The organism is Bacillus sp. MMSF_3353, from assembly GCF_030733445.1.
In the GTDB taxonomy this organism is placed as follows: domain Bacteria; phylum Bacillota; class Bacilli; order Bacillales; family Bacillaceae_G; genus Bacillus_A; species Bacillus_A wiedmannii.
The window spans coordinates 63281-89672 of record NZ_JASHJA010000005.1; the positions used below are offsets into that span (position 1 = coordinate 63281).

Consider the following 26392-nt stretch of genomic DNA (forward strand, 5'->3'; position numbering starts at 1 on the left):
ATAATACTCAAAATAGAGCTAGCGTTATGCTAGTTCTATTTTTTTGCCACATTCCTGTAACAAAGCCCCTGTATATTCAGTGGTGGAGGTGCAGAAGATGAAAAAAATGATAGCAATATGTCTTCTTACAACGATGTCATTTTCGACTTTAGTCGGGTGTGATGTAAAAGGTAACAAGGCTGTACAAGATTCTAAAGTAAAGAAAGCGACGTATAAAGAGTTTACTTACGATGTAAATCCAGAGACTTTCATGTTAACTGTAGAACATGATGGTGTAAAGGAACAGGCGTCACAGCCGTTACCGAAAATGAAGGTGTCGAATGTAAAAAAAGACAAGGATCGAACATCTTGGGAATATCCAGATCAAAAAGTAAAAGTGAATCTAGAAAAGAAAAAAGATCACTTAAATATTGAAGTGGAATCGACTGGTGCAGAAAGCTTTACGTGGCCGAAAGTACAAGCTGAAAATTATACACTTCCGTTATGGGAAGGTAAGCAAATTCCGAGTAATGATGAAAATTGGAAGAAGTTTTTAAAGGATGATGCATATTCATTTGCTGAATCATTTTCTATGAAGTTTTTTGCGTTAAATGGTTCGAAATATTCAATTGTATTTATTGCGAACAATATGTTTAATAATGAATTGAAATTTCATTCGGATCCGAAAATAGGATTTGATTTTATACATGAATTCCCGAGTATAAATAAAAATAAAGCATATGGATTTCAATTATATGTGACAAATAATGATGCAGTCAGTATTGCTAAACTGTATAAGGATAATATTGCTCAAAAAGGTGAATTTAAAACATTACAAGAAAAGGCTAGAAAAAATAAAGAGATTGAAAAACTTTATGGTGCTGCTCATTTTTATTTTTGGAATCAAAATGGTTTGTCTGACAGTAACGTAAATTGGCCTAAAATAAGAGAGCAAATAAATAGTCCTGTATTTAGCCATATAAAAGGGCTTATTCAAAAGAATAGTTCGGAGCCTGGAGAACTGAGTGTGTTTGAGCAAGTAAGTAAACAAGATTTCATTGATAAGTACCAAAAAAATGTTATTTTGCGTTATGTAAATGAAGTATTATCAATGAAGGAATTGTATAAAGATGATATTTTTCAAAAGGTTGATCAGAACGCTAGTGAGTTATTAAACAAAGGGATAGACCATTTATCGAAGATGGAGTTATATAACTTAAATAAGCATGTATTAAAGTCAGCGCTCGGTGATGCGGTTGAAGAAGTAAGTAAATGGGGTAAGGCAGATGGAACGGATATTATAAAGGAAATGAAAGAATCAGGAATAGACAATGCATGGATTGGGCTACCGAACTGGGAACAAGGGTATATGCAGCCTGATTTCGTGACAGAAGCTAAGAAAATGGGATATTTAGTTGGTCCGTATGATTCTTATCATTCTATTCACGAAAAAGCTGATAAAAATTGGAATACAGCTTCTTTTCAGGATCCATCGTTATATGAAGAGGGAACTGTGACGAAGAAAAATGGAGAAAAAGTGCAAGGATTTTTAGGTAGAGGGCGAAAGTTAAATCCAACTTTATCTCTTCCTAGTGTAAAAGAGCGAATGAACGATATTTTACAAAATGGACCTAAATATAATTCATGGTTTATTGATTGTGATGCAACAGGTGAAATTTATGATGACTATTCAGCCAAACATATAACGACACAAGAACAAGATTTAAAAGCAAGATTGCAACGAATGGATTATATTGCGCAAGAAAAAGGTATGGTAGTTGGCTCAGAAGGCGGAAATGACTTTGCAAGTAGCACGATTGCATTTGCTCACGGTATTGAAACACCGGTTATTAAATGGGACGATGAAGATATGAGGAAAAATAAAACAAGTCCGTATTATGTGGGCGGATATTGGTCACCGAATCAAAATGTTCCAGAAAAATATGCAAAACAAGTACCGTTAAAAGAAGAATATAAACAAGTGTATTTAAACCCTGTATATTCAGTACCATTATATAAATTAGTATACAATGATTCTGTAATTACAACGCACCACTGGGAATGGGGAAGTTTGAAAGTAAAAGATGAGGTAGGGAACCGTATGCTATACGAATTATTGTATAATGTTCCTCCGTTGTACCATTTAGATGAAGTAGAGTGGAATAAGCATAAACAAGAAATTACGCAGCACCTGAAAGTTTGGAATGACGTTCATGAAAAGGCAGTAAAAGAAGAAATGACGAACTTTGTATATTTGTCAGAAGATAAATTAGTTCAATCTGCTTCTTATGGAAAAGATATTAAAATTATTGTGAATTTCTCGAATGAAGATATAGAAATAGAAAAGACGAAACTAAAAGCAAAATCCGCTTTCATTAATAATCATGGGAAAAAAACAATGTATACACCGCTTGAGAGATAATATGAAATGTATTGTTGCATTACTAATTTTTTAGGTGAAAATTGAAGGATTCGAAACGAATAAATTTATAAATCTATAATTTCGAATGTTGCGAAGTGCTAAATATTTGAAGTTGGAAAATAGTGACTTGCCAAAAATAAGCACGAGAGTATAATGTGAAATGGAATACATATTGGATTCATCATGTAACCTTACAAAAATGTAAGGTGTTTGAAAGGAAATTCAATATGAAGAATACTAGACATACATTATACTAGGGAAAGAGAAAGAGAGGCGAATGAAGATGAGCTCTGAATTAGAACAAAATACGAGAAGCAATAAAAAACGTTCTAAAAGAAGGTCAATAAAATGGTTCATTTTAATTCCATTTTTCCTACTTATTTTTGGAGGAGTAGGATATGGATCATTAATATATAATAAAGCAAAAGCTGTTGTAAGTGATGCGTATGCACAAATTGATAAATCATCAAAACGTGATAAAGAAGTTGAGCCTTTAAAGGATAACATCTCTATTTTAATTATGGGTGTAGATGGTAGTGAAATGCGAAAAAGTCAATATGGTGAAGCTGTTCGCACAGATGCACTTTTATTAGCAACAATTAATAAAGATGATAAATCAGTTAAATTAGTAAGTATTCCGCGTGATTCACGTGTATATATTCCATCTAGAAAGAAATTAGATAAAATTACACACGCACACGTATTTGGTGGTGTTGAAAGTACACGAGATACGGTGGAAAGATTTTTAAATGTTCCTGTTGATTATTATGTGAAGTTTAACTTTGAATCATTCGTACAAATTGTCGATTCACTTGGTGGTATTGATATTGATGTACCTGTTACTTTCACAGAGCAAGATAGTAAAGACCAAGCGGGTATGATTCATTTAGAAAAAGGCTTCCAACATTTAAATGGAGAACAAGCACTTGCACTTGCAAGAACGCGTAAAATTGATAGTGACGCAATGCGTGGACAAAGACAACAACTTGTAATAGAAGCAATTGCAAAAAAAGCGATGTCTGTGCAATCAATTAGCAAAATGGGCTCTTTACTTGATGCGGTTGATAAAAATATGAAAACGAACTTAACTTTCGATGATATGCTTGCGATTACAAAAAATATGGCAGGATCTAATTTAGAAATGGAAAAAATGCAAATAGAAGGTACGGATAAACGTATCGGAGGTATTTATTATTACATTCCAAACGAAAAAAATGTAAAAGATATTTCGAAAAAATTAAATGAGCATTTAGGTGTAACACCAAAACCAGTTCGAAATGAATAATAAAAAAAGATTGGCCTTTGCCAATCTTTTTTATTGAGATGGATTTGTAACTTTTCTGTAACGATTTTTTATTTTAGAAAACTTATACTTAAATCATTTCAATTTATATAAACAAAAGGTGCAATTATACGATATACTAGAGGAGACGATTTGGCAATTAACTCCTAATGCTGAAGAGAAGCAAATGCAATTCATCAAAACTATAGAACGAATTGAATTGATAGGAGATCGAAATAGGCTAAAGCAAGTTTTCTTGAATATTGTTCAAAATGCCATTAAATATTCACATAAAAATGGTAAAGTATATATTGAAGCGACTAAAAAAGAAGGACAAGCAGTGATAAAGGTGAAAGACGAAGGGATTGGAATTGCTACAGAGCATTTACCATATATAGAACAGTCATTTTACTAGATTAATAACCGTGCTACAGGTGTTTTAGCTATCGTTAAAAAATGGTGGAGCTTCATGGAGGTACACTTAGTTATTATAAGTAAAGAAGGAAAAGGAACAACCATTTTGATAAAACTCCCATTATAATACATATAAAGTCTGTTTATATAGTGTAATAAAATAAATAGATGTATAATTATATTGGGTGATTTATATATAAGATTAATAGGGAGAGGAATTCGATAGAATGGAAAAAGCTTTTAAAGTTAAACGAGTAGTAGTCGGCTTAATAGCGATTGCAGCAGTAGCTATTGGGTATTTCATGTTTCAATCCATTACTTCACCAGCAAAGGCTGTTGCAAAACAAGAAAACGTAGTACAGCTTGCAAGTGAACAACCGAAAGTAGAAATGAATAAAACGGCACCAAGTCGTTTTAATGGAAAAGAAAGAAAAGTTGCTTACCTTACATTTGATGATGGCCCAGGGAAATATACGGCTGAATTGTTAAATACGTTAAAACAGCATGATGCGAAGGCGACGTTCTTTTTAATTGGAGCGAATGTAAAAGGATTTCCGGATTTAGTGAAACGTGAAAATGCAGAGGGTCATTATGTAGGTATGCATAGTATGACACATAATTTTGCAAAGTTATATAAAAATGGCGAGTATGTAAATGAAATGAAAGAAGATCAAAGCTTAATCGCAAATATTATTGGAAAATCACCTAAATTAACACGTCCACCATACGGTTCGATGCCTGGATTAAATGAAGGTCTTCGAAATAAAGTAGTAGAGGGCGGTTTTAAAGTATGGGATTGGACAATTGATTCATTAGATTGGAGATATAACAAAATGCAAGTTGATGCAGCGGCAGCACAAATTGCTCAAAATGTAATAACAAATGCAACAAAACCACAGGAAGTTATTTTAATGCATGACATTCACCCACAATCAGTTGCTGCTGTGCCAGCAATTTTAAAAGGGTTAAAAGAAAAGGGTTATGAGTTTGAAGCTTATCATGAAGAGAGTCACTTCCCAGTGAATTTCTGGCATGATAACCGTATGTAATGGAGGAATGAACGTTGAAGTATGGAAAAGTAGCAGTAGTTGGAGCACTATCAGTAGGACTATTAACAGGTTGTTTCGGTGAAAAACCAGAAGAAAATCTATATACAGCTTTTGAAACAGCAGCGACACAAGAAAAATTATTAGTTGATGAAGCGAAGAAGTTAGAGAAATTAGAGAATGAAGGTCAAGAACTATATTCTCAAATTTTACAAGAAGGTAAAGATCATAATGACGCTGTTATGAAGAAGATAGAGCAAGCTACTGCAAATGTAGATGACCGTGAAAAAGTATTAAAAACTGAGAAAGAAATGCTAGAAAAAGCTCAGAAAGAAACAAAATCTGTTCAAGGAAATATAGAGAAGCTTGAAGATAAGAAGTTACAAAAACAAGCGAAAGCAGTAGAAGAGTCGTATAAAAACCGTTATGATGCATTCCAAAAGATGAATGAAAATTATACGAAGGCGTTAGCGACTGAAAAAGAACTGTATGAAAAATTAAAAGTAAAAGAAACGAAATTAAAGGAGATTGGTGAAAAAGTTAAGGCTGTTAATGAATTAACTGTGGAAGCACAAAAATCAAAAGAGCAATTTAACAATTTTACAAAAGAGTATAATGACAGTAAATTAGCATTCTACAAAGATGCAGAGATTAAGATTAAAGATCAGAAATAAAGAAGAATCTTAAGCATAATAAAAAGCCGGAGAAACATCGTTACAAATGTTTTTTCGGCTTTTTATGTTAAATGAATAGAAAAGACTGGAATTGATATCATAAAAGAGTTATAGTGAATTATTCCAAGGGAAACATTGTAAAGTAAGGAGAATGGAAATATGTCATATGAATTTTTACTCAAATTAGGTTTAGCACTCTTTTTAGGATTATTCATCGGGATAGATAGGCAGCTAAAGAATAAGCCGCTTGGTGTGAAAACAAGTATGGTTATTTCTGTAGCAAGTTGTTTAATTACGATGGTTTCAATTGAAGCCGTACATGTATATTCTGTTCCAGGGCATACAAATATGGATCCAATGCGTCTAGCTGCTCAAATTGTGAGTGGGATTGGTTTTCTTGGGGCAGGTGTTATTTTACGAAGAAGTAATGATGTTATTTCTGGATTAACGACAGCTTCTATGGTGTGGGCTGCTTCAGCTTTAGGTATAGCAATTGGGGCGGGCTTTTATTTACAAGCGACGGTTGCTATGATTTTAATTATTTTAGCAATTAACGTACTTCCACAACTTGTGAAAATTGCAGGTCCGTATTCATTAAGACAAAAGGATTTATCTATAAAAATTACTGTAAAAGAGCATCATGAGTTAGATGGTATATTTAAGCAAATTAAAAATTTAGGTATGCATGTGAAACGAGTGAAAATTAAAGATATAGATAATGGAGCATTTCAGCAACTGGAAATGGTTATTTTAGCTCCAGAAGATTTATATACAACAGAGTTATATAGTTCCCTGAAAGAGATTGATCGTGTTGTTTCAGTTGAAGTGGAAAGTAGATAATTGTGATAAAAAAGAGTGAAGTGCATTCGCTCTTTTTTTATTTGGATTTTTAAGGAAATAAATTGATATAATGATGAATAACAAGGGGGAGAAATGATGGAAATACATATTAGAAGAGCGATAAAAGATGATATACGAGGTATAGCAAAGGTGCATGTTGATAGCTGGAAAACAACGTATAAAGGGATATTTGCTGACGAATTTTTAGAAAATATAACATATGAGCAACGAGAAAAACAATGGGAAAACATTTTTCAACAAGAAGATAAATACCAATATAGATTTGTAGCAGAGACGTCAGATGAAACAATAATCGGATTCATTGACGGGGGAGTGGAAAGAAGTGGTACATATAATTGTGATGGGGAATTATATGCAATCTACCTTTTACAAGAGTATCAAGGAATGAAAATAGGACAAAAGTTATTTCAAGCTTTATTATCGGAATGTATAAACAATGATATGCAATCACTTTTAGTATGGGTTGTTACGAATAACCCTTCTAAAAATTTTTATGAAAAATTTAATCCAGAAAAAATTGATACGAAATTTTTAGAGAGAGTACAGGTAGAAGAGACAGCCTATTGTTGGAGGGATATAAATAATATTATTATGTAAACTTTATGTTTGAAAGAGGTATACGAATTAATGTATACCTCTTTTGTTTAACTATTTTGAAGGGGATTACTAATGAAATAAATAAGTATGTAGTTTGAAAGTGAGAATTTTTCTTGTGTATTTTTAATTAGATTAAAGAAAGGCTGAAAAAAAGAAATATTTATTCGGATTTAAAAATTCTGAAATAAACTATTGAATTGATAATGATAATCAATTAAAATTTTAATTGATAACGATATTCAATTATCGATTGTAATATGAAATTACGATAGCGTTCATATAAAGAGGAGGACAAGTATGCAGCGTGCGAAACAAATCGCGGAACATGCAACAATACAAAGTTTTTTAAATTGTTATTTAAGAGAAACAGGAAGTGGAGAATGGATTACAGCGGATAAAAGGATAGAGGATATTTTCTACAATTCATTTCAAAGAGATACTGGCTCTACTTATTTATGTTGTCGGTTATCGGCACAAAACATTACTTTGTATGGAGAAGTTATATATAAATCAGCAACAGATCGCCATTTGTTTGGAGAACAATTTTATTATCAAATGGGAGAAAATAAGAATGTTATAAAAGCAGATTACGTTACTGTTATTACATTCTTAATAAAAGAGATGTCTATCAACTACGGAGAAGGGACGAATCCTGCTGAACTTATGCTTCGAGTTATTTGTAGTTGTCAAAATATTGAAGAATTTACAAAGGAGAGAATAGAAGATACATCTGCATTATACGGTTTCCATACATCCTTTATAGAAGCGGAGCAATCTTTATTATTTGGACATTTAACGCATCCAACCCCAAAGAGTAGACAAGGTATTTTGGAATGGAAAAGCGCAATGTATTCTCCAGAATTAAAAGGAGAATGTCAGCTTCATTATTTTAGGGCACATAAAAATATAGTAAATGAAAAATCATTATTGTTAGATTCTACAACAGTAATTCTAAAAGAAGAGTTACGTAATGATGAGATGGTTTGTAAAGAATTTATATCGAAGTATTGTAATGAAGATGAATATTCATTACTTCCAATTCATCCGCTTCAGGCAGAATGGCTATTACACCAATCATACGTACAGGAGTGGATAGATCAAGGAGTACTTGAATATATCGGTCCTGTCGGTAAGTATTATATGGCAACATCATCACTTAGGACGTTATATCATCCCCAATCAAAATATATGCTTAAGTTTTCATTCCCAGTAAAAGTAACAAATTCAATGCGTATTAATAAATTGAAGGAACTAGAGAGTGGTCTTGAAGGAAAGGAAATGCTAAATACAGCAATTGGTGAAGTGTTAGATAAGTTTCCAGGTTTTGATTTTATTTGTGATCCAGCATTTATTACATTAAATTACGGGGCAAAAGAATCTGGATTTGAAGTAATTATACGAGAGAACCCTTTTTATGGTGAACATGCAAATGACGCTACTTTAATTGCTGGACTAGTTCAAGATGCAATACCTGGAGAACGTACTCGTTTATCGAATATTATTCATCGACTAGCAGATGTAGAAAGTAGAAGCTGTGAAGAAGTAAGTTTAGATTGGTTTAGACGATATATGAATATTTCTTTAAAGCCGATGGTATGGATGTACTTACGTTATGGTGTTGCAGTAGAAGCGCATCAGCAAAATAGTGTTGTTCAGCTAAAGGATGGTTATCCGGTCAAATATTATTTCCGTGATAATCAAGGGTTTTATTTCTGTAATTCAATGAAAGAGACGCTTAATAATGAGTTGGCTGGCATTGGAGAACGTACTGGAAATCTATATGACGATTATATTGTAGATGAGAGATTTCGTTACTACTTAATTTTCAATCATATGTTTGGTCTCATTAACGGTTTTGGCACAGCAGGATTAATTAAGGAGGAAATTCTTCTCTCTGAATTAAGATCTGTACTTGAAGCGTTCCTTTCGTATAACCGTGAACCTTCTACCTTTTTAAGAGAATTGTTAGAAGAGGATAAGTTGGCATGTAAAGCAAATTTATTAACGAGATTTTTCGATGTCGATGAGTTAAGTAATCCTTTAGAACAAGCAATTTACGTACAGGTACAGAATCCGCTCGTTAGAGAAGTGGCTGTCCGTTCATAAATAACGTTAAAATTTCACGTAATACAAATAATGGTATTTTTCATAAGGTGGAGGAGTTATGAGAGTGGACATGTATCATAAGAGAATATTGAAAGCGCTTGAATCAAAAGATTACATTTCAGTACGAAGAAGAGTGTTACGTCAATTAGTAGAGTCGTTAATTTATGAGGGGATTATTACGCCAATTCGCATAGAAAACGAAGAACAAATTCTTTTTCTTATTCAAGGACTTGATGAGGACAACAAAAGTGTCACGTATGAATGTTACGGAAGAGAACGAATGACATTTGGACGTATCTCTATAGATTCATTAGTAATAAGAGTTCAAGAGGAAAAACAAGAAATACAATCAGTTTCGCAATTTTTGGAAGAAGTTTTTCGAATTGTTAACGTAGAACAAATGAAATTAGATTCTTTTATTCATGAATTAGAACAAACGATATTTAAAGACACGATTGTACAATATGAAAGACATAATAAGGTGAAATATACCCAAAAATCGTACGATGAATTTGAAAGCCATTTAATAGATGGTCATCCATATCATCCTAGCTATAAAGCACGCATTGGGTTTCAATATCGTGACAATTTTCAATATGGATATGAATTTATGAGACCAATAAAAATTATATGGATTGCAGCTCATAAGAAGTATGCGACTGTAGGTTATGAAAATGAAATGATCTATGACAATATTTTAAAAGGTGAGATAGGCGAGCATATATTAGAAACGTATATGGAACGAATTCACAGTGCGGGATGTAATCCAAAACAGTACGTGTTTATACCTGTTCATCCTTGGCAGTGGGAGAATTTCATCATTCCAAATTACGCTGACCATATACAGGATAAAAATATAATTTATTTAGGACAATCGGCGGATGATTATTGCGCGCAACAATCGATGAGGACGTTAAGAAATGCTACGAATCCAAAGAGACCATATGTAAAGTTATCGCTGAACATACTTAACACTTCAACACTCCGTACGCTGAAACCATATTCAGTTGTGAGTGCACCAGCTATATCGAATTGGTTAAGTGATGTCGTAAGTCAGGATTCTTATTTAAGGGATGAATCGCGCATTATTTTGTTAAAGGAATTTTCGAGTGTAACGTATGATACGAATAAGAAAGCCACATATGGTTCATTAGGGTGCATTTGGCGTGAAAGCGTTCATAAATATTTAGATGAGCAAGAGGATGCGGTTCCCTTTAACGGCTTATATGCAAAGGAGAAAGACGGGACACCAGTTATTGATGCATGGTTAAACAAATACGGGATAGAAAATTGGCTGCGATTACTGATTCAAAAAGCGATCATACCAGTTATACATCTTGTTGTAGAGTATGGAATCGCATTAGAATCACACGGACAAAATATGATTTTAGTTCATAAAGAAGGGCTACCTGTCCGTATTGCATTAAAGGATTTCCATGAAGGACTTGAGTTTTATCGTCCATTCTTAAAAGGAATGAATAAATGTCCAGACTTTACTAAAATGCATAAAACGTATGCGAATGGGAAAATGAATGATTTCTTTGAAATGGATCGTATTGAATGTTTACAAGAGATGGTATTAGATGCACTGTTCTTATTTAATGTAGGAGAATTAGCTTTCGTACTTGCAGACGAATATGATTGGAAAGAAGAAATTTTTTGGATGATAGTTGTCGAAGAAATTGAAAATCATTTTAGAAAATATCCACACTTGAAAGATAGATTTGAAAGTATTCAGCTATACACTCCTACATTCTATGCTGAGCAATTAACGAAGCGACGATTATATATGGATGTGGACTCGCTTGTTCATGAAGTTCCAAATCCATTGTATAGAGCAAGACAACTTATCAAACAAAAATCAGTTGTTACAGGGGGAAATTATGCTAATCGTTAATAAACAAGAGTATAGCAAAAGTGATTTTGATTTGAGATTACAAGTTTATGAGGAAATGGAACAATTTCAAAAAGCAGCAGGAAATAGATTCGCGCTTTGTCTGAAAGATCCATTCGATATTATTACGCTTGTGTTTTTCTTAAAAGAAAAGAAATCATCAGTATTGCTTATACATGAAGATACGCCAAAAGAAACGGCTATTGAAATGGCAAAGCGTGCAAATTGTATCGGGATATTATATGGAGAATATCCCGATTTTACGAAATTAGAAGTAGTGAACGCTTTACTAGAAGAGCCTTCTTTATTGCAATATAGTTCTGGAACAACAGGAGAACCAAAACTGATTCGTAGAGCATGGGCGGAAGTGGATACAGAAATTACTGCTTATAATGAAGCTTTAAACTGTGAAGTAGATGAAGTGCCGATCGTTATGGCTCCTGTTTCACATTCATACGGACTAATATGTGGTACGTTATCTGCAATTACGCGAGGAAGCAAACCTATCATCATTACGAATAAAAACCCTAAATTCGCATTAAATATAGTTCGCAATACAGAAAAACATATCATTTATGCAGTACCGCTTATGTTACATATTATGGGGAGTTTCCCGCAAGGAACGTTTCAGTTTCATAAAATTATGACATCCGGAGCACCTTTACCAGAAGCATTATTTTATAAACTAAAAGAAATGACAACATATATGATGCAGCAATACGGTTGTTCTGAAGCAGGTTGTATTAGTATATGTCATGATATGAAAAGCCATTTAGATTTAGGTAATCCACTACCTCATGCGAGTATAAGTATAGGTTCAGATGAAAATATGCCCGAAGAAATCGTAGTGAAAATGAAAGATAAGGAAATTTTCACGAAAGATTTGGGGTATAAATCTGAGCATGGTCTTCATTTTATGGGGCGCATGGATGATGTGATTAACGTTTCAGGATTAAAAGTCTTTCCGATAGAGGTAGAAGAAACAATGCTTCGACTAGAAGGCGTTCAAGAGGCAATTGTATATCGGGGAAAACATCCTGTGATGGGCGAAGTTGTTAAAGCGAAAGTAATCTCTCATGTTGATCCAGTGCGAATAAGAGAATGGTGTATGCAGCATTTACCACCTTATAAAGTTCCGCATGAGATTGAAAGTGTAACTGAAATTCCGAAAAATAAAACTGGAAAAGTAAGTAGAAAATTACTAGAGATGGGAGAGGTTACAACATGAGACGTGAAACATTAAAAAATGAAGTGTTGAAAATTATGACAGAAAAAATGGAGCTAAAAAATGTAACGCATTTAGAAGAAACGATGCGTTTAAACCAAGATTTATATATAGATTCGGTAATGATGTTACAACTCATAGTCTACATAGAAATGGATGTAAAGCTATGCGTTCCAGAGGATGAGGTAGACCCAAAAGCATTTCTTACTGTAGGATCTTTGCTTGATTTTATGGAGGAGTTACAGCCGGTATAAGTAGTAAATGTGAATAATTAACCTTTAGGAAAGTGGATGAGAATATGACTTCAATTAAAGTTCACTGTTTAGTGAGTTGTTTTTGTGAAATTATAAAAAGGCGTAGCGAAATAGATTTCCGTCCATTTTATTTTGGATTATGGGACGGAGATTTTGATATAACAGAAGGCGGCATTATCTCGTATCACTCCGAAAATATTAACCATGATAATTATTTATTATGGTATGAAAAATTGTACGGTATGAAAGTGAACGAATGGTATGATCATGCAAAAGGTAAAGATAGCAATGTAGAAACGTTTTTACAATTAGTAGAAAACAAGCCAGAAAATCGCTATGTCATTGTAATGGTTGATATGTCTCTATTGCCAGAGAGGGAAAATAAATTTCATCAAAAACCGTTTCCGCATTATTTAATGATATCGAAGACAGAGAAAGATGAAGAATGGTTCATGCTAGATCCTGATTTTCGCTGGGAAGGGAATATGGAAAGAGAAAAAGTGCTTCACTCTGTTCAAGATAACCCATTTGGTGGAGGGTATTTCATTGATGTAGAAGAAATTCAGGAGCCAACAGAAGAAATGGTAGCGAGTTATTTCATAGAAACTTTCAAAAGAAATGACAATGAACTGACTATGGAATTGAAAAATTTAATTATAAAAATGGCAAATGAAGAAGAAGGTTATTCGCTTTCTGGTCTTGTAGCGGCAGTGAAGCAAATACCAGTACTTGCAATTCGTAAATATAGTTATGAACATGCCTTTGCATACTTCCGTGAAACGTTGCAATATTCGGAGCAAGAGTTTGATTATTGGTGTGATCGGGTAGAGGATATTGTACAAGGATTTACAAATGTACAGTATCGAGCAATTAAAATGGCGATGACGAATAATAAAGGCATGTTATTATCAATTGTTGAAAAGTTGGATGAAATGAATGCAATTGAACTGCAAATTAAGGCTGAATTAGAGAGACAGTTTTTATCATGGAAAGAAATGAAAACAAACGAGTCTGTCTTAGCATTTTAAAAACCTAACTGAATTTAAGATAAGGGAGTTCAAACCTATGAAATATTCATTATGTACTATTTCCTTTCGTCATCAATTAATTTCATTTACTGATATTGTTCAATTTGCATATGAAAACGGTTTTAAAGGAATTGAATTGTGGGGGACTCATGCACGAAATTTGTATATGCAAGAGTATGAAACGACAGAACGAGAATTGAATTGTTTAAAGGATAAAAACTTGGAAATTACGATGATAAGTGATTACTTAGACATATCATTATCGGCAGATTTTGAAAAAACGATAGAGAAATGTGAACAACTTGCAATATTAGCTAATTGGTTTAAAACAAACAAAATTCGTACGTTTGCTGGACAAAAAGGTAGCGAAGGTTTCTCGGAACAGGAGAGAAAAGAGTATGTGAATCGTATTCGCATGATTTGTGAAGTATTTGCTCAGCATAATATGTATGTACTTTTAGAAACACATCCAAATACGTTAACGGATACGCTGCCTTCTACTTTGGAATTATTAGGAGAAGTAGACCATCCGAATTTGAAAATAAACCTTGATTTTCTTCATATATGGGAGTCTGGTGCAGATCCAATAGACAGCTTCCATCGACTAAAGCCGTGGATACAACATTACCATTTTAAGAATATATCGTCAGCAGATTATTTGCATGTGTTTGAACCAAATAATGTATATGCAGCAGCGGGAAGTCGAATTGGTATGGTTCCATTATTTGAAGGTGTGGTAAATTATGATGAGATTATTCAGGAAGTGAGAGATACTGACCATTTTGCTTCACTCGAATGGTTTGGACATAATGCGAAAGATATATTAAAAGAAGAAATGAAAGTATTAACAAATAGAAATTTAGAAGTAGTAACTTCTTAATATAAAATGATGTAAGAGTCTCTCATTGTAGAGACTCTTTTTTAAAAAATATAAATAACCAAAAATTACCATGTATTTAAATTGAAATTTAACACAATTTATATATAAATAAGGAGGTGATTGGTAATGGCTAGAAATCGTAACTCTAATCAATTAGCATCACATGGAGCACAAGCAGCTTTAGATCAAATGAAATATGAAATTGCACAAGAATTTGGTGTACAACTTGGCGCTGATACTTCTTCACGTGCAAACGGTTCTGTAGGCGGTGAAATTACAAAACGTCTAGTAGCGATGGCAGAACAACAACTTGGTGGCGGATATACTCGCTAATTGTAGAAGGTTATAGGAGAAAGGAAGGATTCTTCCTTTCTTTTTTTTCAATTAATTGGTATGAATATATTGCGAACTGGATTCAAAGAATAGGAATAATACTATATTTTCCCCAATTTCTTTTGTTGTAAATGGGAAGTAGTAAAGATGTAATAGCCCTGGTGGAATGAAAAATTACGTTCCAGCAGGGCTATTATATGGTCAGAAATATACGATGAAAGGGTTCCGAAGCCAACATGTTAAAAAAAGAAAACTGTTGTTTAATTGCGCTTGCATCAGTTCCACTTGTTATGACATTAGGGAATTCAATGCTCATTCCAATTCTACCGACAATCGAAAAGAAATTACATATTTCATCGTTTCAAGTATCCATGATTATTACAATTTACTCTATCGTAGCCATTCTTCTTATACCGATTGCTGGTTATTTATCAGATAGATGGGGACGAAAGATGATAATGGTTCCGAGTTTGCTGATTGCGGCTATAGGAGGAGCGATAACTGGTTGGGTATCATGGAAAGTTGATAATCCCTACACTTGGATATTGGTCGGTAGAGCGATTCAAGGTATTGGTGCTGCTGGTGCAATGCCAGTTGTTATACCATGTGTTGGTGATTTATACAAGGATGAAAAACAAGTTAGTACAGGTTTAGGAATCATTGAAACATCCAATACATTTGGAAAAGTGCTGAGCCCTATTTTAGGATCTGCTCTTGCTGCCATTGTATGGTTCTTACCATTTTGGGCAATTCCAGTTTTATGCATAGTATCAATTGTTTTATTACTTATTCTAGTAAAGGCAAAGAAACAAGAAGGAGAAGTGCCACCACTTAAAGAGTTTATAAAATCGATTATCTCTACATTTCGAGAAAAGGGAAGATGGTTAATTGCCATTTTTGTATTAGGTGCAATTATTATGCTTATTTTATTCGGAATTCTCTTTTATTTGTCGACGATACTGGAATCAAAGTATGACATACATGGTATATGGAAAGGTTGTGTACTTGCTATCCCGTTACTTGTACTGTCACTTAGTTCATATATGGCGGGTAAAAAAATTGGAGATAATCAAAATGTAATGAAGAAGTGTATTTATATTGGTTTTTTAATGGCAGCTGCATCAGTCATCATTCCTTTATTTATAAAAGGGATTTATTTACTACTTCTTTGTCTCGTTATCATGGGGATAGGAATTGGTATGGCACTCCCATGTTTAGACTCCCTAATTACACAAGGAATTGAAAAGGAGCAAAGGGGAACGGTTACATCTTTTTATAGTTCCATGCGATTTATCGGTGTAGCAGCCGGCCCACCTCTATACTCTTTTTTCATGAAAGGTGCTGACCATGAAGTGTTTTATGTAACAAGTATTTTCGCTGGTATCGGTGCTGTTATAGCAATGATTTGGATTAAACCAGCAAAAGATGCAAAGAACGTAAAACAGAAACCGGAACCTACTTCATAATTTGAAAGAGAATTGCATGATGTTTTCAGTAACATGCAATTCTCTTTCATTCATTAAGAATACATAACTTGTTTTAACATATAAAGCGCGACGCCCCATATGATGAGGCCAGAAAATTTATTTAATAATACGATTGTCTTTCCGGTTGAGTCTATTCTTTTTAGAAATTTCCCCGCTAAAGCTAAGCTTATAAACCAAATCCACGAAACGATAATAGTTGCAAGTGTGAAAGCCCATTTTTCACTTCCTATGTATTGAATAGAATTTGTTCCGATTACACCGATTGTATCTAAAATTGCATGTGGATTTAATAACGAAACCGATGCAGCGAAAAGGATTTGCTTTTTTAATGGCATACTGTTTTCTTTTTTTATATCGTTGGAAGGGTTACTTCTCCAAATAACAAAGCCCATATATAGGAGAAAGAAAAATCCAATTATATATAACGTGTTAGTTAGCCAAGAAAAAGTAAGGAGTACAAGGGAGACACCCTGCACTGCAATCAATATGAGTAACGTATCACATATAGAGGCAGTTAATACTACAGGGGCTGCCCTCCAAATGTTTGGTTGGCTCGCACCTTGGTTAAAGACGAAAACATTTTGGACACCTAATGGAATGATAAGACCAAATGCAAGAATGATACCATGAATAATTGCTTCACTCATCATATTACCTCCTATTTTAATTCAGTATGATAGTGTATATTGTATAGAAGAAATGAAAATTTGTATCCATCCATATGGTTGGAGAGGTTACCAACCAAAAAGAATATAAGGTGATATGATGGAAAGATTTGTTTGGAAACCGAATATGTCTCTAGCGACTCCTCTGTATAAACAAATAGAAACGTATATAAAAGAAAGAATCGTTAATGGAGAATGGACTGTTGGAACGAAATTACCTTCACAAAGAGATTTGGCACATACATTCGGTGTGAACCGGAGTACAATTGTAATGGCTTTCGATGAACTAGTGGCAAAGGGATACATTGAAGGGAATGGCAGGAAAGGAACAATTGTTGTAAATAATAATGAGAATGCTTCAACGTACGCGCCCCCGCCTAACTGGCAGTCTTATGTAGAAACAGGACTTCATTATCCGAATCTGCCTGCTATTCAAGAGATTAATCAAGCTGAATTTTATCCGCATGTAATTCGTTTAGGAACAGGTGAGCTCGCGCCGAGTCTTTTACCTGAAAAAAAGATGAAAGATATTATGAATAAGCTTTTAAAGTCGAGCATGATACTTGGGTATGAAGAACCAAAAGGGAATTTCTATTTAAGGAAGAAAATTGCGGACTATTTAAAAGGACATGGTATAGATGTAACTCCTGATTCTATATTAATTGTTTCAGGAGCAATTCAAGCGTTGCAACTTATTTCTATGGGACTTCTTCCAAAAGGGGCATCCATCTTATTAGAAAAACCATCTTATTTATATTCTCTTAATGTTTTTCAATCAGCAGGAATGCGTTTAATTGGTATACCAATGGATGAGAACGGTTTACATGCATCATATATTACGAAATATAAGAAGCAATTTAATGCATCTATTTTATATACAATTCCGTCTTTTCATAATCCGACGAACTTTAGTATGAATGCGAAGAAACGAATAGAAGTGATGGAAATATGTAACGAAATTGGTTTGCCTATTATAGAAGACGCGGTGTACCAAGACTTATGGTTTGATGAGCCTGTTTCAAAGCCTTTAAAAGCATATGATAAAAACGGAATTGTACTACATATTGGGAGTATGTCTAAAGTCATTAGTCCAGGATTAAGAATTGGATGGATTGTTGGATCTGAGCCAGTCATTCAAAGATTGGCAGACATAAAAATGCAAACAGATTATGGTTCAAGTTCTATATCCCAGCAAATTGCAGCGGAATGGTTTGCAGATGGATTGTATGATGAACATTTACAGTTTGTAAGAACTAAGTTGAAAAAACGTAGAGATTTTATGTTGCAAATGTTAGAGAAATATTGTCGTGATATAGCAACATGGTATGAACCGACAGGTGGTTTTTATATTTGGTTACATATGAATGTACCCGTTTCGAACCGTAGCTTATTTGACAAAGCTTTGAAAGAAAAGATTTTATTAAATCCAGGTACTTTGTATGATAGAAGTGCAAACCAATTTTTGCGTCTATCCTATTCATACGCAACGTTAGAAGAAATTGAAATAGGTATAAAAAAGCTTGCACAACTAATGAAAAAGTAAGAGGAGAAAGTAATGAAACAATACGTAATTTGCCAAATTATTAATGGAGAAAAATATTTAGCTGCTTATGCGGAGACGAAGCAGGATGCAATTGAAAAAGCAGAATTGTTAGGGTTACGAACGGGAAATCGATATACCGTTATTACTGCGGAAGAAGCTAAAGGGTTAACGTATCCTTAAGAGACGTATAATAATTTATGCAGGAAGTAAATAAGCCTCGTAATCTATGATATTACTAGGCTTATTTTTTTTGAAAGCGTTACGTGTTCTCGTATGAAAAATAATAGTATTATGAGTCAAGTTGACGGAAATACCGATTTGTTTTTCGGTCCTGATTTCCGTTTCTATAGTCATCAATATATTGTCTGAAGTTCCAAGATTGTAAAAACTTATTTGCGGCGTTATAACCAGAATTGTAAAGCCACTCTTTTTCTTCCTTTGTTAACTCAAAGTTGGTACTTGTAATGGATCCTGTTGGAATTGTAATCGTTCTTGCTTTTGATTCCTTATCTAAATGACGTAAATCATGGGCTTGCATCATTGTTTTAAAAAGTCCTTTGAACATGGAGATAGGCTCGTTATAATGGGCAGGATCAGCTTGAATCTCATCTTTTACGAAATGAAATCCAAATGTTGGCCAGCGAGGAGAGGAAGGTGAGTCGAAAATCCAAATTGGGTAATTGCTTAAAATCCCTCCATCAACCATATAACAAGGTTGCTTCCATTTAGGGGTTCTCCATTTTACCGGTTCAAAGAAGAAGGGGATTGTACTACTCATTCTTACAGCTTTAGCAATAGAGAAGCGATAATTTAAAAATCCGTAATTTGGTAAGTCATCAGGAAAGATAACCATTTTACCATTACTTATATCAGAAGCAATAATTTTAAGCTTATTTAAATCAGGTAAATCTGTGAATAAGTGAACTCCTTTTTTGCGAAGTAATTCTTCAATCCATTCTTCTATAAATATATTAGAGTAAATACCAAGAGTAGTCCATGCGCTTAATCCTTTTCCGATAAAGGGGATTCTGTCAATAAAGGTTCTCTTCGTAAATTTATTATAATCGATATCAGTTATAATCGTTTTTAACTCTGAACAAGAATATCCTGCTGCTAGGAGCGCAGCGATAATGGAACCAGCTGATGTTCCAGCTACACGTTCCCATTCATAGCCTTTTTCAGCTAACGCGCAAATTGCCCCTACATGCGCAATTCCGCGTACACCGCCCCCCTCAAAAACACCATCAATCTTCATTAATCATACTTCCTTTCGAATAAAAGATTTGAAAATGGCAAAAAAGCACGTATTGTACGTGCTTTTTTACAATAGTTTTTAAATTTACTAGCAGCCTACAAAGCCGCCCCAACAGCTAGCTCCGATGATGATTAGAAGGATAAATAAAACGATTAATAAAGCGAAACCTCCATAACCACATCCACCACCGTAACCGCCGTAACCGCCGCAACTACCACCGTAACCACCGTAACCGCCGCAACTATATCCGTAACCCATGTGGAATTCCTCCTTAAATTAAAAATAAAAATGAACGAGGGGAAAATGTACTGGAAGAAATAATGAACTATCGTGTTTGTAGGAACAATGTATACTATGCTTTTTTAAACTTGTTCGCGTATGGAGGAAGAGCCCGTTTTTTTGGAGGCTTGTTGTTTTTACAAAGAATGGAGTATAATTTTTGTGCGATGATACAAATAAGTATGTAAATATAAGGAGAATTTATGAATAAACAAATTGAAGTATTAATTGATAAATATGGGCTGACACATTTAAAAGAGGAACTTATTCACACTGTATTTCCTTGTGTAAAAGTTGTGCCAAAGCAGGAGGAAACAGTTGCGGTAGGTAGTTCGAAAATGGGAGGAGTTCCTGACTTGCCAGCTACATTGGAATACCCAATGCACAAAGGAAATCCATTACAATTTATCGCTCAATTTAATTTAAATGATTTACAAAATGTTGGTATGGGTCACAATCTTCCTAAGACAGGGATGTTATATTTCTTTAGCATTGAAAATTACTTTGAAGAAGATGTGAATCCAACTGAAGCGGGGCGTGTACTTTATTATGATGTTCCTGTAGAGCAATTACGAAGAGCAGATGAATTGCAAACAAATTATAACCAGTGTGCAACTACTTTTGAACTGACATATAAATTGCCAGAGCTTTTCATTGAAGATGAGGCTGATTCAGATCGTTTCTTACAATTGCTTGAAGAACTAATCCCAGACAACTATGATAACCATCAAATGTTTGGTGAACCATTCTCTGTACAAGAGGAAGTATTATATGAGACAGGAGAATATATGGGGATAGACCCGCAGCAAATGACGCTTTTATTCCAAATCGATTCAGATACTAAAAATTGTAATATGATGTGGGGAGATTTAGGAATGCTTTATTTCTGTATTGGAAATGAAGACTTAAAAAATCGACGTTTTGAAAATGCGTGTTGTGTATTACAAACTTGTTAATGAAAAAGGTTGTTCTTGTAAAAAGAACAACCTTTTTACAATGTTAAATATGCATAATCTCATATGACCTATACGGAAAAGTATTGTATACTCTGAAACTATACGATACTTTTTCGTATAGTTATAGAATGTAAGGAGTGACGAGATGAGAAAGACAAGTAAGTATGTGACAGCTACCCTGCTTTGTTCAACTATAGTAATGGGAGGCTTACACGCGTCAACGGTATCTTATGCAGCTACGAATCCGTCTGTAGCGACAACACAATCAGATGCAAAGCTATTAGATGATTTCCGAAAAGAATTAAAAAAACAGGTTGATAATCGAGAAGAAAATATTACAATCACATATAAAAAGAAAGATAGAAATGCTAGAAATGTTATGGACCAATTGTATGGCGAGTTTAATAAAATTGTAGATGCAGATGAGTATGTAAAATATAATGTAGCGTCTACTAAATATTCTATTAAAGGGTTACCAGGAAACTATACGTTTACATTGCAAGTGAAATACCGTGAATCAAAAGAGCAAACACAATATGTAAAATCTCAGGCAAAAGCAATTATCGGTTCAATTGTAAAAACAGGGATGGATGAGCATGAGAAAGTAAAAGTTATTCACGATTATGTTGTAAAACATGTATCTTATGATACGTCTTATAAAGCGTATACAGCATATGAAGCATTAGCGAATCGTTCTGCCGTTTGTCAAGGCTATACGTTATTAACGTATGAGTTGTTAAAAGAAGCAGGTATTCAAAATCATATTGTAACAGGCACAGGGAATGGACAAGCTCATGCATGGAATTTAGTAAACATTGAAAACAAATGGTACCACATTGATACGACATTCGATGATCCAGTACCAGATAAAGCTGGGCGTGTAACATATTCATATTTTAATATGTCTGATGAGCAATTAAGTAAAGATCATGAATGGGATCGTAGTAAATATCCGGCGGCAACTGCAAGTTACTTTAATGAATTAACAAACAAAATAAAAACGGGTAGTTCAAAGACTGCTGCGTATGAACAAATGTTAAAAGAAACAAATTTAAAATATTTGTCTGCACAATACGGGGCAGATAATTATAGTGAATTTAAGAAAAAATTACAGCAACAATTCGCTTCTAAGCCAGAAAAGGTAGAAGTACGATATAAGCAATCGATGGATGGAACAATGCAAGATATAAAGAAAGTGTTAAATGAAATAAATTGGCCAAAAGGTGCAAAACGTGTATCTTATGAAGTAGCACCATATAGTGCGATGGCAGATTATTCATTAGCGACAATTACATTTACTTATTAATTAAAAAGAGCATCTGTAAAAGGTGCTCTTTTTATTATGTATCACTTCAAAAAACAGAATTGTGTGATAAAATATAAAAAGGAAGGATGTGGGATTTGAATGAATTTGTTCGAAAGTAATATTTTTACATTGATATATACTTGTTTAGTAATCGGACTTATCGTTTTGTTTTTCCTATCATTTACTTTGTTCCTTAGAAAATTATTGCAAAAACAGCGCTGCAAAAAAACAACATGTAATTAATATGAATAATAAGCTAGATCGAATGATTGAATTGCTTGAAAAAGATAAGAAATAATGATAGAAGATGTATGAAAAGGGGAAGAGGATGGCTAATTATATAAAAGAATTACGTGAAAAAGTAGGTCACGACTGTGTTCTCATAAACTTTGCGGGTGGTTGTGTGTTGAATGAACATGGAGAAGTATTACTGCAAAAAAGAGGTGATTTTAACGCTTGGGGATTTCCTGGCGGTGCAATGGAAATTGGAGAATCTGCCGCAGAAACCGCGATTCGAGAAATAAAAGAAGAAACAGGTTATGACGTGGAAATAAATGAGCTTATCGGGGTGTATACAAAATATTTTCAAGCATATCCAAATGGAGATAATGCCCAGTCAATTTTAATATTCTTTTCATGCTCAATTGCCGGTGGAGAGCAAAAAGTAGACGGTGATGAAACGTTGGAATTGAAGTTTTTCCCGCTAAACAAAATGCCACCATTGTTTAATCAACAACATGAGGATTGTTTACAGGACTTACTAGAGAAAAGAGTAGGGGTGTATCGTTAACATAAAAAAGAAGCTAATGAGATTAGCTTCTTTTTTATGTTTTATTTATTTCCACCAATCATCAAACATTGATGCTGGAACTTGTCTTTTATGTTCGCTCACTGTGTAACGTTTTTCAATTTTTTCTGCAACGTCAGTTGGAACTGCTTTACCTTCTAAATAATCATCTAGTTGATCATACGAAATACCTAACTCCGTTTCATCAGCTTGACCTGGTTTTTCATCCAATAAATCAGCAGTTGGCATTTTTAAGTAAAGTCGCTCATCCGCACCTAATTCTTGTAAAAGAGCACGTCCTTGACGTTTCGTTAAACCCGTTAATGGTAATAGGTCTGCACCACCATCTCCGAATTTTGTAAAGAATCCTGTAACAGCTTCTGCCGCGTGATCAGTTCCGATAACAAGTAGACCTTTTTGTCCTCCAATTGCATATTGTGTAACCATACGGATACGTGCTTTCACGTTACCTTTATTGAAATCTGTTAATGATTCACCTAATAAGTTTTCGTATTGGTTTGAGAAAGAGTCAACTGTTGAAGCGATATCAAATGCAACAGATTGATCAGCTTGAATAAATTGTAATGCTAATTGTGCATCATCTTCGTCTTTTTGCACTTTATAAGGAAGACGCACGGCGATAAACGTTGCGTTACCACCTTCATTACGAATTTCCTCCACTGCAAGCTGAGCTAAACGTCCAGCTAATGTAGAGTCTTGTCCGCCACTAATGCCAAGTACAAATCCTTTTGCACCTGTTTTTTTCACATAATCTTTTAAGAAATCAACACGTTTACGGATTTCTGCTTTCGGATCAATTACAGGCTGAACATGTAATGCTTTCATAATCTGTTCTTGTAATGTCATTATGTTTCCTCCTATTCATATTAAAGCGGTAAATAAGTTTATATGTATATTGGTACATACTTCTATCCTTTATTATTTCGCAAAACTAACGAATATACAATAGGATGCGTGTATGAATATGAATGTAGTCATTATAATGAAACTCTTTCGTTTAAGCAATTTTTTTTAAACCTTTCAATAATGTAAGGTTTTTGTCATTTGAATCGATGGAAGGTATTTCCGGACTTTACTAATATAAGAACATAGTTAGTAGAAGGGTGGAGAAGGAATATGAACATTAGAGAACTCGCATATCGAAATGTAACACGAAATAGACGAACATACTCAGCATATTTTTTAAGTAGTGCATTTGCCATTATGGCCTTTTTTGTTTATTCATTTTTTGCGTTTCATCCCGCATTAAGTGCTGGAGAATTGGGACGATACGTATTCGTAAGTATGTCTTTTGCACAGTCCATTATTTACTTATTTACGTTTTTCTTTATTTTATATTCGATGGGAATGTTTTTAAAAACGAGAAAGCGTGAATTAGGAATTTTAATGATGTTAGGTATGACGAAATATCAATTAAAGCGTCTTATCTTCTTTGAAAATATTATGATTGGGATAGGGGCTATTATTTTTGGAATACTTGCAGGAATGCTATTTTCCGGAATGTTAATATTTGTAGCTCCGATGATATTAAAATTAGATATTTCCTTAGCTTATTACATACCAATGAAAGCCATTGTTGTAACGAGCATTATGTTTTTCGTATTATTTATGATCATTTCATTGTTTAGTGCAGGAATGATTCGGAAAAATAAAATTATGAAATTGTTTAGAGGATCAGCAGAAGCGAAGCCGGAACCGAAAGCTTCCATTATTTCTTCTATATTAGCGGTCATATTGCTTAGTGCGGGATATGCGGGAGCGCTTATGTCACACGGTGCAATGGTATTTGTCATGATGATTCCTGTTACAACGGTAGTCATTATTGGTACATATTTGCTGTACAAGCAGTTGAGTGTCTTTATTATTAGACTATGTAAAAAAAGTAAACGTTTCTATTGGACACAGACAAATATTGTTACGTTATCAGATTTAGCTTACCGTATGAGAGACAACGCCAGAATGTTCTTTATTGTAACTATTATTTCAACTGTAGCATTTTCAGCAATAGGTACATTAGTAGGTTTCACGTCCATGACGAAAGGGATTATGGAGAGACCAATTGCGTTTCAGTATCATTCTAAGCAAGGAAATAGTAATGAATCACAGCATTTGAAGATGATTGATGAAGGATTAAAGAAACATAGTATAACAGCTTCTAAAGCTACTATTTCAACGAAAAGGGCGGAGGAGCAGTCGTTAAGAAGTGCTATTTTCATAAAAGAATCAGATTATAAGGAATATGCGAAGTTAACAGGAGAACCATTTCAAACTGTAGCAAATAAAGAAGCTTTATTTTTATCAGTCGATATACCAGGCCCACCGATGAAAGAAAGAAAAGAAATTACTTTACCACATTTGAATGAATCTTTAAAAGTGAAAAAAGTTAATACTTCTTCATTAAGTAAAATACTAAGAGGTAACGTTTATGTAATCTCTAAAAATCAATATGATGCATTACAAGATGGATTTAAAGAGGAAAAAGATTATGTGTACAAAACAGAAGGAACGAAAGATGAAATAGAGGTTGGTAAAGAGCTTACTCATCAAATGAAGACTTATGAAGAACATGCAACGTTTAGTGCAGAAGAGTACGAACAAAACCAAAGTTTACAAATAGCAGGACCAATTTTATTTGTAGGTTTCTTTATTGGTATAGTATTTTTCGTATGTGCAGGAAGCTTCCTTTACTTCCGTTTGTTTTCTGATTTAGAGGATGATACTCGTTTGTTTGAAATGATTAGAAAAGTAGGTTTAACGAGCGGAGAATTATCGAAAGTAGTTACAATTCGATTAGCACTATTATTCTTCGTTCCAATAGGTGTTGCAACATTACACGGGGCAGTAGCGTTAACTGCACTGGGACAGATGTTTGAGTACTCATTATTTAAAGAAAATGCGATTGTATTAAGTGTTTTCGTAGGAATTCAAGTTGTATATTTCTTATTCATACGATCTCGTTATTTAAAACAATTGAAAGAGAGATTACGTATTAGTTAAATGTGTATTTTTAACTTGAGTACAAAATTTTCTAAAAAGATACAAGTATTACCAAAAAGTGATAAAATGGAAAGAGCGAGGTGGAAAAATTAATAGAAAGT

At 33.8% G+C, this 26392-nt stretch carries 24 protein-coding genes and 2 pseudogenes; 22 read left to right on the top strand and 4 right to left on the bottom strand.

Translation table 11 applies throughout. The features are described from left to right. Positions 1-97: 97 nt before the first annotated feature. The 15 genes and pseudogenes from RBB48_RS13800 (at position 98) to bcbE (ending at position 16461) form a co-directional block, all read left to right on the top strand. On the top strand, positions 98-2401 hold the full coding sequence (locus RBB48_RS13800; RefSeq protein WP_306007771.1) for a glycoside hydrolase: 2304 nt from the start codon (positions 98-100) through the stop codon (positions 2399-2401). 283 nt (positions 2402-2684) lie between these two features. Next, positions 2685-3686, top strand: coding sequence for an LCP family protein (locus RBB48_RS13805; RefSeq protein WP_000093639.1), 1002 nt, complete (start codon positions 2685-2687; stop codon positions 3684-3686). 82 nt (positions 3687-3768) lie between these two features. After that, a pseudogene (locus RBB48_RS13810) lies at positions 3769-4224 on the top strand (sensor histidine kinase); the annotation flags it as partial. A gap of 100 nt (positions 4225-4324) precedes the next feature. Beyond that, the gene (locus RBB48_RS13815; RefSeq protein ID WP_088608996.1) at positions 4325-5146 is read left to right on the top strand and encodes a peptidoglycan-N-acetylglucosamine deacetylase; all 822 of its coding nucleotides are present in this window, start codon (positions 4325-4327) and stop codon (positions 5144-5146) included. A 14-nt stretch (positions 5147-5160) separates the two neighbouring features. Then, the gene (locus RBB48_RS13820) at positions 5161-5817 is read left to right on the top strand and encodes a YkyA family protein (RefSeq protein WP_087982867.1); all 657 of its coding nucleotides are present in this window, start codon (positions 5161-5163) and stop codon (positions 5815-5817) included. Positions 5818-5976: 159 nt separating this feature from the next. After that, entirely contained in the window at positions 5977-6657 is a 681-nt protein-coding gene (locus tag RBB48_RS13825) for an MgtC/SapB family protein (protein WP_000119502.1), read from the top strand. A 96-nt stretch (positions 6658-6753) separates the two neighbouring features. Further along, the gene (locus RBB48_RS13830) at positions 6754-7275 is read left to right on the top strand and encodes a GNAT family N-acetyltransferase (RefSeq protein ID WP_097906846.1); all 522 of its coding nucleotides are present in this window, start codon (positions 6754-6756) and stop codon (positions 7273-7275) included. A 297-nt stretch (positions 7276-7572) separates the two neighbouring features. After that, positions 7573-9381 (top strand): IucA/IucC family protein, encoded by a 1809-nt coding sequence (locus RBB48_RS13835; RefSeq protein ID WP_088608997.1) that lies wholly within the window; start codon positions 7573-7575, stop codon positions 9379-9381. 58 nt (positions 9382-9439) lie between these two features. Further along, positions 9440-11278 carry an IucA/IucC family protein gene (locus tag RBB48_RS13840; protein WP_306007772.1) on the top strand — a complete coding sequence of 613 codons (1839 nt, stop codon included), beginning with the start codon at positions 9440-9442 and terminating at the stop codon, positions 11276-11278. Beyond that, on the top strand, positions 11265-12503 hold the full coding sequence (gene asbC / locus RBB48_RS13845) for a 3,4-dihydroxybenzoic acid-AMP ligase AsbC (protein ID WP_097908411.1): 1239 nt from the start codon (positions 11265-11267) through the stop codon (positions 12501-12503). Before RBB48_RS13840 ends, asbC begins: the two co-directional genes overlap by 14 nt. Further along, complete coding sequence (asbD, locus tag RBB48_RS13850) at positions 12500-12754, top strand: petrobactin biosynthesis protein AsbD (RefSeq protein WP_001250756.1); 255 nt, start codon at positions 12500-12502, stop codon at positions 12752-12754. The genes asbC and asbD overlap by 4 nt, the downstream gene beginning before the upstream one ends. A gap of 44 nt (positions 12755-12798) precedes the next feature. Further along, positions 12799-13782: a petrobactin biosynthesis protein AsbE gene (gene asbE, locus RBB48_RS13855; RefSeq protein WP_142293485.1), complete on the top strand. Its 984-nt coding sequence runs from the start codon at positions 12799-12801 to the stop codon at positions 13780-13782. A gap of 37 nt (positions 13783-13819) precedes the next feature. Next, on the top strand, positions 13820-14662 hold the full coding sequence (gene asbF, locus RBB48_RS13860) for a petrobactin biosynthesis 3-dehydroshikimate dehydratase AsbF (RefSeq protein WP_088063085.1): 843 nt from the start codon (positions 13820-13822) through the stop codon (positions 14660-14662). Positions 14663-14788: 126 nt separating this feature from the next. Continuing rightward, positions 14789-14995, top strand: coding sequence for an alpha/beta-type small acid-soluble spore protein (locus RBB48_RS13865; RefSeq protein WP_000113545.1), 207 nt, complete (start codon positions 14789-14791; stop codon positions 14993-14995). Between the two features lie 236 nt (positions 14996-15231). Next, a complete protein-coding gene (gene bcbE / locus RBB48_RS13870; protein ID WP_088063087.1) occupies positions 15232-16461 on the top strand; it encodes a bacillibactin exporter BcbE in 1230 nt (409 codons plus the stop codon). A 53-nt stretch (positions 16462-16514) separates the two neighbouring features. Here the strand turns inward: bcbE and RBB48_RS13875 are convergent, their stop codons facing one another. Continuing rightward, entirely contained in the window at positions 16515-17129 is a 615-nt protein-coding gene (locus RBB48_RS13875; protein ID WP_048543181.1) for a LysE/ArgO family amino acid transporter, read from the bottom strand. Between the two features lie 118 nt (positions 17130-17247). On the opposite strand from RBB48_RS13875, the gene RBB48_RS13880 reads away from it, so the two are divergent. After that, positions 17248-18690, top strand: coding sequence for an aminotransferase-like domain-containing protein (locus tag RBB48_RS13880; protein WP_088063088.1), 1443 nt, complete (start codon positions 17248-17250; stop codon positions 18688-18690). Between the two features lie 12 nt (positions 18691-18702). Then, the gene (locus RBB48_RS13885; RefSeq protein ID WP_087982849.1) at positions 18703-18870 is read left to right on the top strand and encodes a DUF3933 family protein; all 168 of its coding nucleotides are present in this window, start codon (positions 18703-18705) and stop codon (positions 18868-18870) included. 109 nt (positions 18871-18979) lie between these two features. Here the strand turns inward: RBB48_RS13885 and RBB48_RS13890 are convergent, their stop codons facing one another. Both RBB48_RS13890 and RBB48_RS13895 read right to left on the bottom strand, forming a co-directional pair. Further along, positions 18980-19945 (bottom strand): patatin-like phospholipase family protein, encoded by a 966-nt coding sequence (locus RBB48_RS13890; protein ID WP_000686805.1) that lies wholly within the window; start codon positions 19943-19945, stop codon positions 18980-18982. Positions 19946-20032: 87 nt separating this feature from the next. Further along, positions 20033-20203, bottom strand: a complete 171-nt coding sequence (locus RBB48_RS13895) for a YjcZ family sporulation protein (protein ID WP_098082482.1) — start codon at positions 20201-20203, stop codon at positions 20033-20035. Positions 20204-20427: 224 nt separating this feature from the next. Here RBB48_RS13895 and RBB48_RS13900 point away from each other — a divergent pair, with 224 nt between their 5' ends. The 4 genes and pseudogenes from RBB48_RS13900 (at position 20428) to RBB48_RS13915 (ending at position 23276) form a co-directional block, all read left to right on the top strand. Continuing rightward, a complete protein-coding gene (locus tag RBB48_RS13900) occupies positions 20428-21180 on the top strand; it encodes a YwqG family protein (RefSeq protein ID WP_088063091.1) in 753 nt (250 codons plus the stop codon). A gap of 145 nt (positions 21181-21325) precedes the next feature. Then, positions 21326-22486 carry a transglutaminase domain-containing protein gene (locus RBB48_RS13905; protein ID WP_088063092.1) on the top strand — a complete coding sequence of 387 codons (1161 nt, stop codon included), beginning with the start codon at positions 21326-21328 and terminating at the stop codon, positions 22484-22486. A gap of 99 nt (positions 22487-22585) precedes the next feature. Continuing rightward, positions 22586-22784, top strand: a pseudogene (locus RBB48_RS13910) (DUF4083 domain-containing protein). A gap of 30 nt (positions 22785-22814) precedes the next feature. Continuing rightward, the gene (locus tag RBB48_RS13915; protein ID WP_046954986.1) at positions 22815-23276 is read left to right on the top strand and encodes an NUDIX hydrolase; all 462 of its coding nucleotides are present in this window, start codon (positions 22815-22817) and stop codon (positions 23274-23276) included. 45 nt (positions 23277-23321) lie between these two features. On the opposite strand, the gene nadE is transcribed toward RBB48_RS13915, so the two are convergent. After that, a complete protein-coding gene (gene nadE / locus RBB48_RS13920) occupies positions 23322-24140 on the bottom strand; it encodes an ammonia-dependent NAD(+) synthetase (RefSeq protein ID WP_087982839.1) in 819 nt (272 codons plus the stop codon). A gap of 270 nt (positions 24141-24410) precedes the next feature. Between nadE and RBB48_RS13925 the strand changes: the two genes are divergently transcribed. Further along, a complete protein-coding gene (locus tag RBB48_RS13925; protein WP_088063093.1) occupies positions 24411-26291 on the top strand; it encodes an ABC transporter permease in 1881 nt (626 codons plus the stop codon). The last annotated feature ends 101 nt before the right edge of the window (positions 26292-26392 follow it).